Source organism: Thermus sp. (assembly GCF_037444525.1).
Lineage (GTDB): Bacteria > Deinococcota > Deinococci > Deinococcales > Thermaceae > Thermus.
In genome coordinates, this window is record NZ_JBBIMD010000067.1 from 1 (window position 1) to 11932 (window position 11932).

The following is an 11932-nucleotide window of genomic DNA, read 5'->3' on the forward strand; positions in this document are numbered from 1 at the left end:
GGGGGTACAGCGGGCCCATCCTATTCCTCACCGCCCGTGACGCCCTGGAGGACCGGGTGCGGGGCCTGGACCTGGGGGGCGATGACTACCTGGCCAAGCCCTTTCACCTGGAGGAGTTCATGGCCCGTGTCCGGGCCCTTTTGCGGCGGGAGGCCCGCTCCAAGCAGGCCCGGGTTCAGAGGGGACCGTTGGAGGTGGACCTGGTGGATCGGACGGTGCGCTGGTGGGGGCGCCCTGTGGAGCTTGCGCCCAAAGAGTTTGCCTTGTTGGAGCTTTTCGTACTCCATCCCCACCGGATCTTCACCCCCCAGGAGCTTTGGGAGCGCTTCTTCCCGGAGTCCACCTCCGATAGCATCGTCCGAGTGTACGTCCGCAAGCTGCGGGAGAAACTCGGAGCCGAGGTCATCCGTACCCTGCCCAGCGGGTACGCTTTGGGGTTGTAAGCATGGGGTTCCGCTTCCGGCTTACGCTGGCCTTTTTGGGGGTAGGGATCCTCCTCTCCTTGACCCAGGTGTGGGTGGGCCTGGTCTTTGTGAACCGCGCCCTGGAGAGCGATCTGGCCCTAGATTTGGAGAAGCTCCGGCGGGTGGTCCTCGAGGCCCTGGACCTGCGCACCGACCCCCCCACCCTGGACCCCGACCGCCTGGTCTTCAGCCCGGAGCTGGCCCTAGGCACCTTCCGCCTGTCGCGGGACGGGGTGGTGCTTTTGGAGGGGGGCCGCCCTTTTCCGGCCAACGGGGTGGGCTGGTGGGTTCTCGCCACCCCCTTGGAAGGGGGGTACCGTCTGGAGGTGGCCATGGACCTTTGGGCCCACAGCAAGGCCCTTAGGGACTACCTGCGGGCGGGCCTGGCCACCCTGTTCGTGGGCCTCCTTTTGGCCCTCCTTGCCGGTGCCCTGCTCCCTTCCCCCCTCCTGCGCTCCCTGGTTCGCCTGACCCAGGCCATTGAGGAGCTGGCCCAGGCCCGCTTTCCTGACCCCCTGCCCCTCCCCCCCGGACGGGACGAACTCCACCGCCTGGGGGTGGCCTTCAACCGGATGGTGGAGGGCGTGCGCCGGGCCTTGGAGCGGGAGCGGCTTTTCACCCGCTACGCCTCCCACCAGCTTCGCACCCCCCTGGCGGCCTTCTGCGCCCAGCTGGAATCTCTAGAGGCGGGTTTGGTCTCCTGGGAGGAGGCCCGGCTGGAGCTGAAGCTCCACCTCCAGCGGATGGAGGCGGTGTTGGAGGGCCTTTTGCACCTGGCCCGGGCCGAAGGGGTACAGCCTAGGCCCTTGGAAGCCGGTCAGGTGGTCCGGCAGGCGGCCCAGGTCCACCCCGGGGTGGCCCTCGAGGTCCCCGAGGGGCCGGTCTGGGTGATGGGCCATACGGAGCTTTTGCTCCAGGCGCTAGAGAACCTTTTGGAAAACGCCTTCCACCATGGCCGACCCCCCGTGCACCTCCAGGTGCGCCTGGGCCAGGGGGAGGCGGCCTTCTGCGTGCGGGATCACGGGCCTGGCCTGCCTCCTCCCCTCCTGGCCCGCTTGGGAGAGCCCTTCCTCTCTGGAAGCCCCAGGGGGCTAGGCCTGGGCTTGGCCTTCGTGGTCCGGTTGGCGGAGGTGCTGCGGGGGAGGCTGGAGGTGCGTAACCTGGAGCCGGGCCTCGAGGTGGCCTTATGGTTGCCCTTGGTCAAGGGATAAGCCGACGTCGCTTCCTTGCCCTTTTGGGGGCGCTTCTGGGGGGGGCTTGGGCTTCCCGGGAAGAGCCCAAAGGAGAGGACGATGAGAAAAAGAAGGACAGAGAAAAAAAGAAAGATAAAGATAAAGATAAAGATAAAGAAGACAAAAAGGACAGCAAGGATAGCGGTGAACGGCCTATCCACCTCTACGGCCAGGTCTTGGCGGTCCACGAGGGGCAAGTGAAGGTGGGGGCCTACGTCCTCCAAGGGGACTCCCCCTGGCTTTCTTGGGTGGCCCCGGGGATGTGGGTGGAGGCTGAAGGGCGGAAGTCGGGAGAGCGATTCCTTGTCCAGCGCCTCCGCATCCTTAAGCCCGGGCGCTTCATCTACTACCGGGGCCCAGGGGCCCCTCTAGGGGTTCGGCCTTCCTTCGTGGAGGCCTGGTACAGCCCCGGGGAGCAAACCCCCTTTTTCCTGCAGGCAGCTTCCCCTGGGAGGGATGTGCTCCTCTTGGCCCATGCGGACGACTGGGGTGCCCTGCCCCTACCCCTAGGGCTTGCCCCCCCTGCCCCTTCGGACCCGGGTTGGTTTCTCGCCCGGGGGCGCTGGGAAGGGGGACGGGTGCGCTGGCTGGGGTTGGAGGCCTTGAGGCGTTAACGCTGGGTTTACGCAGCCCCCTTACAGTGGTCCTTGCTATGAGGAGGTTCCTTGCCTTTTTAGCCTTGATGGTGGCCTGGACGCTGGCCGACTCCACCCCGTACACCCTCCAGGGCCGGGTGGTGTACGAGGGGCGGGCGCCGTTGGGGAGTTGGAAGGGGGAAAACCCCACCCTGGAAGGCCAGGTCGCTTGGGACAAGGCCACCGGGGCCCTGAGGGGCCGGGTCTGTTTGGACCAGCGCCGATGGGACTCAGGGGAGCCCCTGCGGGATAGCCACACCCGCAAGCTCTTTGAGGTGGACCGCTATCCCCAGGCCTGTCTGGAGCTGGAGGGCCTCGAGGGCCCGGTGCCCGGCCCTGTGACCATCCGGGGCGTCTTGGAGATCCACGGGGTCAAGAAGCCCGTGCGCATTTCCGGTGAGGTCCAGGCCCAAGGGAAGGCCCTCATCTTCCAAGGAGGCTTTACCACGCGCATCACCGACTGGGGCATGACCCCCCCTAGCCTCATGGGCATGCGGGTACGGGACGAGGTGCAGGTGCAGATCTGGGCAGAGGTCAGGCCATGAGGTTGCGCGGGCCTATTCTCCTGGTGGCGGTGGCCCTAGCGGTGGCCCTAGCCGGGGATGAAGCCGAGGCTTACCTCTGGGTGCGCTACGACCTTGAAAAGGGCCAGGCCTTCCTTTCCGACGGCACCCCCCTTCCCAGCTTGGGTTCCCTGACGCCCGGCCAGTATGTGGAGTGGGAGAAAGGCCGCTTGAAGCCCAAGCGCCAGTGGCGCCCCCCCAACGACATTGAGATCACCTACCCCCCCAAGGCGGAGGCCAGCCGGGTGGTGTTCAGCCATGAGCGCCACTTTGCGGCCTTGGGGGCCAAGGAGTGCACCCTCTGCCACACCCGCTTGGATGAGCACAAGACCTGGCCCAGCCGGGCCCCTACTCCGGGCCTCGAGCCCCATGACGCCACATCCTTGGGCCGCTTTTGCGCGAGCTGCCATGACGGCCGTACCCGCCCCGCGGACTTAGAGGGCGCCCGCCCCCCCGTAAACGCCCCCATCTTCACTGCTTTGGGGCGTAAGGGGAGCCCCAGCTGCGGCCAATGCCACGCCCCCCGCGACCACGGCTTAGACTTCACCTCTCGCCACGGGGACGTGGCGGAGCATGGCGGGGGCGCCTCTTGCACCCGCTGCCACCGGGGGGCCCAGGGCATCGGCCCGGCCGAGCTGGCCCAAGGTAGGGCCTTCATCCGGGCCCAGCTGACCCTTCTGCAAAACCCCGACGACGAGAAGAGCTTCCAGGCCACCTTGCCCAACAACTTCTGCGCCTATTGCCACCTGCCCGACGGAAAGGCGTGGCGCCGAGACTGAACCCCTTTACCTCGCGGTCCTTTTGGGGCCTCCATGCCTTGTTGCTCCGGGTGGAAGGCAACTCTGCTACCGGGAAAAAAGCTATCCCCTTCCCTTGGTCGTCCCGCCGAAGCCAAAGCTTCAGCGGGGCCCTGGGAGCCATGCCGCGGGGGTTGCTGGGTGGTGAACGGGGGGGTGTGGTAGCATGCGGGTAATCAAGCGCCCGTCGGGGCATCCATCGGTCTGGACGTCGAAACCCTTCAGGGGGGGTCATGCTACGCACCTTGGGAAAGTTAGCCCTCGAGCCCGATCCCTCAGGCCAGGGGAACCCTCTTCAGAAGAAACCCCTGTTGCTGCTGGCCTACCTATGCCTGGAAGGACCCCGCTCCCGCCGCCACCTGGCCGAGCTCTTCTGGCCTGGAGCCAGCGACGGCCTGAACAGCCTCTCCGTTGCCTTGAACCGGCTGCGCTCAGCCGGCATCTTGGTCACCGGCAAGGAGGTGCTTTCCGCTAGCGTGGCCTGCGATGCGCTGGAACTGCAAGAAGCCCTGGCCCAGGGGAGGCTGGATGAGGCCCGTCGGCTCTATAGGGGCCGTTTCCTGGAAGGAGCGGATGATAGGCTCTCCCCTGAGCTTGAAGAGTGGGTCTGGAGTAAGCGGGAAGCCCTGGCCCTGGCCCTATGGCAGGCGCACCAACGACAGGCCGAGGCCTTGGCCGGTTTGGGCTGGTGGGAGAGGGGAGAGGCCTTGCTGCAAAAGGCCCTGGAGCTTCCTGGTGTGCCGGAGGTGGTGGAGGAGCAGCCCCGACTAAGGGCGTTTCCTCCTGAGGTGCAACAGGCTTTCTTCGCGGTGCAGTGGGTAGGCCTGAGCAAGGCCGTGGAGCTTTTGGGCATCCCAGCAGAGGCTCTGGATTTTTTGGTCCGCCAGGGGCTTTTGGATGCCCAGGGGCGGCCTTTGGTAACGGCCCCCCCCAATCTGCAAGCCCGCAAGGTGGCCCTCGAGCTGGCCCGCCTGCTTCCCTTGGGCGAGGCTGCACCTTTATATAAAGCATCCCGCGCGTACTGGGAAGAAGCCGACCGCGCCAGGGGCCGCCTGGCGCTTTTGCGCCTGGCCCGCAGCCTGGTGGACGAGCGCCCCCAGGAGGCGCTGGCTTTGCTGGCCGATCTAGCCGCCGACGCGGAGCTCCTTTTCCTGCGGGCCAGGGCGCTGGAGCGGCTCGGGCGCTACCGCGAAGCCCTGGAACTTCTGGACGAGCTACCCCCCAGCCCAGACCGCAGCGCCCTGCGCGGGAGCGTGCTGCTAAGGCTGGGGCACCTGGAGGAGGCCCGGGCCGAGGCCGAGGCCGCCGCGGGGGGTAGCCTGTTTGCCCAGGCCGAGGGGCTCAACCTGCAGGGGATGATGCTCCTGGGCCAGGGCCGCTTCCAGGAGGCCGCTGAGGCCTTTAACCGGGCGGCGGTGCGCTTTTTGATGGCCGGGGAGGAGGTGCGCCACCTAGGGGCCCTGAGCAACCGGGCGGTGGCCCTGGCCGAGCTGGGCCAGGGGGAGGAGGCCTTCGCCGAGGTTTTGGAGGTGGTAGGGGAGCGCGAGGGGTTGCGGGCCAGGGTCTACCTCAACCTGGGGGTGGTGCGGGAGCGCCAGGGCCGCCTCGAGGAGGCCGAACAGCTCTATCGCGAGTCCCTGGCCCTGGCCCAGGGCAACCTCGAGGCCATGGGACGGGCCTGGAACAACCTGGGGGCGCTCTACCACCGCCAGGGTAAGGTTGAGGAGGCCCGGACCGCTTACCAGGAGGCCCTGCGGCTGGCCCGGGCGGGCCAGGAGTGGGTGCTAACCGCGGCAGTGCTGGCCAACCTAGCCGAACTCACCGGTGAGCGGGCCAGCCTGGAGGAGGCCATCGCCCTGCTGGAGGAAGCCCGCTACACCGTGCTGGCCGAGCGTTACCGGAACCGGCTGGCGGAATTCAGACCTAGTTAAGACCTCCTTTGCTAACCTACCGCTGCCCACGGCAGGCCAGGCCTAGCCAGGCCCAAACCATAGCACGACCCTGTATTCCACAGTCCACTGCCTGGTTTTGCCGTGGGCGCGTACTAAAGAAAGGAGGCGTGTAGATGCACATCTCAAGAGCGGTAGGCCTTTTCTCGCTAGGTCTTCTGGTCACCCTGCTGGCCGCTTGTGGTTCTGGCTCCACCCCACCGCCCAGCAGCATCACCCTCACCGTGGAAGACCCCTTAGGCAGCTTCAACGCCGCTGCCTACCAGGTGGGCTCGGGGAGCTGGCAGGCCCTCAGCATGACGGGCACCACCACCAAAACCGCTACCTTCAGCCTGAACGGGCAGAGCAAGTACGGGGTGGCGGTGCGCTGCAGCAGCCTGGTGGTCAACGTCATCCAGGCCACGGCGAGCGAACTTCCCAACCCCAAACTGGAATGCAGCAGTAGCACGCCTGCCACCGTCAGCTTCACCGTAAATGTGAGCGTGGATAACAGCCTCTTGGCCTCGGGAGATCAGGTATGCATAAACGGATCGGGTTGCCAGCCTGCGAGCAACAACGTGGCTATCATGGCCAACCTCGAGCCCGGCAGCCGGGATCTTTTGATTGTCCTGACCGATAGTAGCAATATGGTCAAGGTGGCCAAGGTGGTCAAGGGCGTGAACGTGAGCGCGGGCGGCAGCACCAACGTCAGCCTGGCCTCGAGCGATCAGCTCACCCCCGTCAGCTTTACCCTGCCCACCCCTCCGGCGGGCTACACCGCTTTCCCCGGTGCGCTGGTCTTCTACGCAAGCGCCAGCAACACGGGCGGGGGTGAGGTGAACGCCTCCCCCACCAGCTACCGGCCCGTGAGCGGGTTTGGCAGCGGGGATCGCTACGTGGCCCTCTCCATCGCCATGGCGACCAACGCCTCGCTCACCAGCATCCAGTTCTTCACCGGCACCCCCAGCCTGAGCCTGCCCGCGCCCTGGACCGCCGGCAGCCTCAGCGTGAACCAGACCGCCCACCCCAGCATCAGCGGCCTCTCGCGGAGCGATAGCGACCTACAGGGCTACCGGATATACCTTCAGCTCACCGCACAGCTCTACTACACCGCTACCCTCAGCAAAAGCTGGCTGGGAAGCACAACAACCTATACTCTACCTGACCTTTCGGCCCCCGGCTTGTTGGGCTACACTACCCCTACCTCAGGGGGAGGATCTTTCAAAATTGACGCTATTCTAGGCAACAAAAACCTTTTTGCCCTTGACGTCAACAACCTCAGTGCTTTCCAGTCGGGGGATTACCTCCAGGTAGCTACCGCTGAGACTAATTCTTTCACCGTAGGCGGTGGCTCCATCTCCCTTCCCTAAACCATGCCCACCTGGATCCTGGATCTGAGCGGATGCAGCGTTCTCTACGGCGATGAGGTGCCCTATGCGCACATGGCTTTGGTCGGTACTGCTGCTGGTTTCGGCTTGCGCACCCTCCTCCCCCAGCCTGAGCCTCTCCCCCAGCCGGGCCGCGCTGGGGGAGGAGGTGGAGGCCCGGCTGGGGGGGATGAGCGCGGAGGGAGCGCAGGTTTTTGTCGGCGGGACCGAGGCCGCGGTCACCCTTCGTGAGGCCACCACCCTGCGCTTTCGGGTGCCCACCAACCTTTCCGGCGGCCCCCAGGTGGTGCGGGTGGTGCGGGGGACACAGGAGGCCCGCGCCACCCTGGGGGTGCTGGGCCAGGTGGACCGCAACCGCATCCTGCTGCGGTTGCCCCTAGGCCAGACCCCCCGCCTGCCCACGGGCTTTACGCTGCTTCGAAGGGACGATCTCCAGGGCTGCGGCTTTGCCCTGGCGGAGCTGGGCTACAGCGGGGATGCCCTGGGCCGGGCCCTAGCGGAGCTGGAAGCCCAGGACCCCAGCTACAAGGCCGACCCCGAGAGCCTGTGGAGCCTGAGCAGTTGGGGTGGGGAGGTGGTAGGGGCCCCACTGGCCCATAACCGAGGAGTGGGGGGCCGTGGGGTGCGGGTGGCGGTGCTGGACACCGGGGTGGACGGGGCCATCCCCCAGCTTCCCGGCTACGACTTTGTAGAGGGCGACGCCGCGCCGCAGGACGCCTTCCCGGGCGGCCACGGCACCGGGGCAGCGGGTTTGGTGGTGGAGGTGGCCCCGGAGGCCCAGATCATCCCGGTACGGGTCTGCGATGGGAATGGGGTCTGCCGGGCCAGCCGGGTGGTGCGGGGGGTGTGCTGGGTGGTGGGAAACCGCCAAGGCCCCACCGTGCTGAACCTGAGCCTGGGAGGCGACACCCCGGTGGAGGCCCTTAAGCTCGCCCTCCAGGCCGCTTTGGGCCAGGGGATCCCGGTGGCGGCCGCTGCGGGCAACCAGGGGAACCAGGGTAGCCCCGCCCACTACCCGGCGGCCTTTGACCTGCCGGGGCTGGTGGCGGTGGGGGCGCTGGAGCAGGACCCCACCCAAGGGGGCTTGAGGCCCGCCCCCTACAGCACCCGCGGGGCCTATGTGGATCTGGCGGCGCCGGGCACGGCCCTCGAATGCGTGACCCCTGGCGGGGGGCTGGGAAGCTGCACCGGCACCTCCTTCGCCACCCCCATCGTGGCTGGGGCCATGGCCCTGTGGCTCTCCACTAATCCCAACCTTTCTCCTGCCCAGCTTCAGCAGGACCTCGAGCAGTACGCTAGGCCCCTGCCCCATCCGCCCCAGGAGGTGGGCAAGGGGATGGTGGACCTTTCCCAAAAGCCCTGAGCGAAGCCCTTCTGCCCCGGGGGCCAATTGGCCCCCGGGATGCTTTTTGGCCGAGGGGAGTTCATGGCCGGTTCAGGCTTAGTTAAGGGGGGGATTGCTACATTCAGGCTGGAAGCTTCAAAAGCTTCAGAAAGGAGTCCTGGATGCTTAGAAAAATGGCCCTAGCCCTCGCGTTACCCGCGGCCCTTGTCCTGGGGGGCTGCTCGAGCCCCACCGGCTCGGTCTCCCTTGAGGATGTCCAACGTAATGCCCAAGCGACTTTAGAGGAGGCCGGAACCCTTGTCGGGCAGGCGCTTACCGCGTTCTCGGATGTGGTACCTGTCAGCCTCCGCCCCCAAGCCTCGAACTACGCCACCGTCGCCACCGTGGTTTCCGATAGTGAGGAAACTCGGGTCTTAGCACACCTGGGGCCCAGCGACTCGGACACCAACGGCTACGGCCTGGGAGGTATCGTAACCATCACCATCAAGTGTTCAAGCACCGGTAAGTGCAGCAGCCCGGGCTCGGCAATCGGCAAACCCTCGAGCACGAACGGCCAACGGGTAATGAACTGGTACGGTGCCCAAGGCCAAGGGGGTCGGGCCGTGCAAACCCTACCCCTCGGCCTGACCACGGGAGTGCCCACGGCTGGGCCCCAAATCCACCCTTGTTTCACCGGGCCTCTGGTGAGCTGGAGAAAGTGGGGCAACATCTACGTCTTCGATGGGTGCCAGTACTTCAACCCCGCGCGGGTCATTGCCCATGTTGAAGGCGAGCTGCCCAGCGACCTGCCCCTCCAACCGATGAACCTGAACCTACCTGCGTTGGATAACTTCAAGGATCGTCTGAAGGCCCTTATTGAAGTCAGCCCCAAGAAGGGCCTTATCAATAACGGCGAAATGGCCCTCCTGTTCCGCCGGGATATTCAAGTAGCTCTGGTTCCCTACACGGCTGCCCCGAGCAGTTCCTCCCTCGAGGACTACCTGGGCCAACCCTTAGGAATCCTCTACTGGCGGGAAGAAGGGCATGCTCCCTTGCTCGCTGAAGCGAAGCTGGTGCGGGAAGAGCCCGAGTACTACCTGGTGCTCCAGGATCTCGCCACCGGGGAGAGGGTGGCCCGCCACCGGGTGGGCGAAATTGATTGCCCCCCGTGCGCAACCCTCCCCGTTTCCCTCAGCATCGAAGACCGCGTGGAGGGCGATGCCCTGCTGGGGCTCACCTTTCGCGGGTTGGCCCTTAGGGGCATTGAGAAAAAGGACATCCGCTAAAAGGAGGCAGCATGCCCGTTCGCACTTGGATCAAGGTTCAAGGGGTCGCACTCCTGCTTGTAGCCCTGGTGGCTTGTACTGGCCCCTCCCAAGTCTGCACCGGCCCCACTTGCCCCGTGGCCCATTGGCCCCTGGATGAGCTCCCAGGGGCTACCAGCGTGGCCGAGACCGTGCAGAACCTCACCGGCATCCCCAAGCCGGGGGCCGTGCAAAGCCTCTTCAACCCAGGCGGGCCCTGGAGCGTTTTGGGACACATGGGCAAAGCTTTCTACTTCCCCGGAAACGGGGATAGCTACGTGGAGGTGCCCAGCACCCCTAGCCTCACCCCGGCCCGGTTCATCCTCACAGCCTGGGTGGCCCCAGTGCAGTGCGGAATGGGGGCCTACTACCCGGTGGTGGACAAGTGGGATCCGAACACGGGGACGGGCTACGCCCTTTACCTCGAGGGCGTGGGCCCCGGCCAGGTGCGCCCCGTAGCGCGGCTAAACGGCGCCACCTTTACGGGAACAACTACCTTTGCGGCCAACTATGACCCCAACGCCAACACCGGCACCTGGACGGAGGTGAGGCTCAAGGTGGACGGCACCCTGGGGGCCTTCTTCGTGAACGGAACCCCCGCGGGCACCTTCACCGCCCCTACAGGGCTTTCCAACACCATTCCCCTCTGGATGGGGGCCATGCACCAGGCCCCAAGCGGCTTGTACTACTGCGAGATTGGCCTGGACGAAGTCCGGCTCGACAAGATCCCAGGTCAGTGGAGCGGTCAGTAGGAGGGAAGGGTATGCGGAAGATGGGCCTTCCCCTTGCGCTTGGGCTTCTTTCAGCCTGCAGCGGCCCGGGTGCCCCTTCCCTCACGGTGAACCTGGTGGATGGCCTAGGCGAGCCCCTCCAGCCCCTGGCCGCGGCCTGGCGGGTGGGGTCTGGGGCTTGGCTTGCCCTCCCCACGGGGCAGTCCAGCTGGGTCCTGCCCCTGCCCGCGGGATCGGGCGCCACCTTCGCGGTGGGCTTCCGGTGCCCAAGCGCGAGCCCCCTTTCCTACGTGAGCCTCGAGGCCAAACGGAACGAGGTGGGAAACGCCCTAATCCTGCGTTGCCCCCTGGACTGGCATAGCCCCACCGCGGTGGTTTCCGGAAACGCCAACCCCTCCGTGAACGGGACGGCCTTCTCCGCCCGGGGGCAGGCCAACGTCACCGGTGGGAGCTTCAACGGTCTGACCGCCCCCCAAGGGCCGGGGTGGGAGGTGGCCGTCCTGGGAAGCCTCGGGGGGGCCACCTATTTCGGCCGGAGCGGGCTGATCCCCATCCCCTCTAGCCCCACCCTCACCCTCTCCCCCGCCCTCGCCCTCACCGCCGTCACCCCCACGGGCTTCCCTTCCCGCGCCCAGGTGCACCTGGACACCGGGGTGACGGTGGACCTCGCGGCCTGGAACGGGGGGAGCCAGACCGTCCCCCGCCCAGACCCCAGCGCCCTCACCCCAGGGGAGCTCCTGGAGGTCCACGCCGACCTCGTGACGAGCCTGAGCATCCTCCGCCTCGCCAACCAGGACCCCCTGGCGGCCCCGGGAAGCACAGTGAACCTTCCCGTACCTTCCCACACCTTCGCCGTGGTGCAGATCCATACCGCCAATGCCCTCCCCACCTTCACCTTCACCCCCTTAGGAAGCGTGGGCTTCTCCTCAGGGCTCAACCCCTTGGGCTACGCCCTCCTCCTGGCCGAGCCCGGGGCGCGCTACTGGCGGCACTTCGCAAGCCCGGGGGTGGCCACCGGCCCCACCTACACCTTCAACCTGGAGCAGGCCCCGGGGTTTTCCGGGGTGGTGCCGAGCGGGGGTAGCGTCCAGCTCTGCGCCTCCGCTTTCGGGGGGGACCAGCCCCTGGCGGGCCTCCTCACCTCGAGGCCCCTCCCTCAGGAGACCTCGACCTGTTACACCCTCTTCCTAGACCGCCACCACCCCGGGCGCTTCGAGGTGGCGCAGCATTTTCTGAGCTTCACCTGGTAGGCCCTCCGCTTTCCCCCTCAGCCCAGGGTCTCACCGGGGCGAGGGGGCTCAGCTTTGGGCCCTTCCGAGTGCAGCCCGCACCTTTCCGGAGGCTTCTAGGCGTCTGGCTGGTTTCTGCAAGCACCCCCAGGGCATGGGCCTGGTTTGGGCGGCGGAAAGCAAGCCCACTGGTCCGGAGGGTGGGGGCCATTTTTCGGTTATAATGTGCTTGCAATGGCAGGAAAACCGCAGCGCGTTCCTTTAAGGGATCTCCGGTCGTGTAAGGAATTATGTGTAAGGGTATGTGTATGAATGGGGGTACCGGTCGTGTAAGGAA

The 11932-nt window shown here is 66.4% G+C and carries 11 protein-coding genes; all 11 read left to right on the forward strand.

Annotated features, from left to right (window positions below; genetic code table 11):
• Positions 1-443: response regulator transcription factor (locus tag WKI94_RS10115; RefSeq protein WP_337845616.1), on the forward strand; the 443-nt coding region annotated here is incomplete at its 5' end.
• 2 nt (positions 444-445) lie between these two features.
• The gene (locus WKI94_RS10120; RefSeq protein ID WP_337845617.1) at positions 446-1675 is read left to right on the forward strand and encodes a HAMP domain-containing sensor histidine kinase; all 1230 of its coding nucleotides are present in this window, start codon (positions 446-448) and stop codon (positions 1673-1675) included.
• A 218-nt stretch (positions 1676-1893) separates the two neighbouring features.
• Entirely contained in the window at positions 1894-2310 is a 417-nt protein-coding gene (locus tag WKI94_RS10125; RefSeq protein WP_337845618.1) for a hypothetical protein, read from the forward strand.
• 38 nt (positions 2311-2348) lie between these two features.
• Positions 2349-2876 carry a YceI family protein gene (locus WKI94_RS10130; protein ID WP_337845619.1) on the forward strand — a complete coding sequence of 176 codons (528 nt, stop codon included), beginning with the start codon at positions 2349-2351 and terminating at the stop codon, positions 2874-2876.
• Positions 2873-3673 carry a cytochrome c3 family protein gene (locus WKI94_RS10135; RefSeq protein WP_337845620.1) on the forward strand — a complete coding sequence of 267 codons (801 nt, stop codon included), beginning with the start codon at positions 2873-2875 and terminating at the stop codon, positions 3671-3673. Before WKI94_RS10130 ends, WKI94_RS10135 begins: the two co-directional genes overlap by 4 nt.
• 251 nt (positions 3674-3924) lie before the next feature.
• The gene (locus tag WKI94_RS10140) at positions 3925-5622 is read left to right on the forward strand and encodes a tetratricopeptide repeat protein (protein WP_337845621.1); all 1698 of its coding nucleotides are present in this window, start codon (positions 3925-3927) and stop codon (positions 5620-5622) included.
• A gap of 134 nt (positions 5623-5756) precedes the next feature.
• Positions 5757-6989: a peptidase S8 and S53 subtilisin kexin sedolisin gene (locus tag WKI94_RS10145; RefSeq protein ID WP_337845622.1), complete on the forward strand. Its 1233-nt coding sequence runs from the start codon at positions 5757-5759 to the stop codon at positions 6987-6989.
• Positions 6990-7053: 64 nt separating this feature from the next.
• Complete coding sequence (locus WKI94_RS10150; RefSeq protein WP_337845623.1) at positions 7054-8370, forward strand: S8 family serine peptidase; 1317 nt, start codon at positions 7054-7056, stop codon at positions 8368-8370.
• A gap of 665 nt (positions 8371-9035) precedes the next feature.
• On the forward strand, positions 9036-9617 hold the full coding sequence (locus WKI94_RS10155; protein ID WP_337845624.1) for a hypothetical protein: 582 nt from the start codon (positions 9036-9038) through the stop codon (positions 9615-9617).
• Positions 9618-9733: 116 nt separating this feature from the next.
• Complete coding sequence (locus tag WKI94_RS10160; RefSeq protein WP_337845625.1) at positions 9734-10387, forward strand: LamG-like jellyroll fold domain-containing protein; 654 nt, start codon at positions 9734-9736, stop codon at positions 10385-10387.
• A gap of 11 nt (positions 10388-10398) precedes the next feature.
• Entirely contained in the window at positions 10399-11616 is a 1218-nt protein-coding gene (locus WKI94_RS10165) for an ArsR family transcriptional regulator (RefSeq protein ID WP_337845626.1), read from the forward strand.
• Positions 11617-11932: the final 316 nt, after the last annotated feature.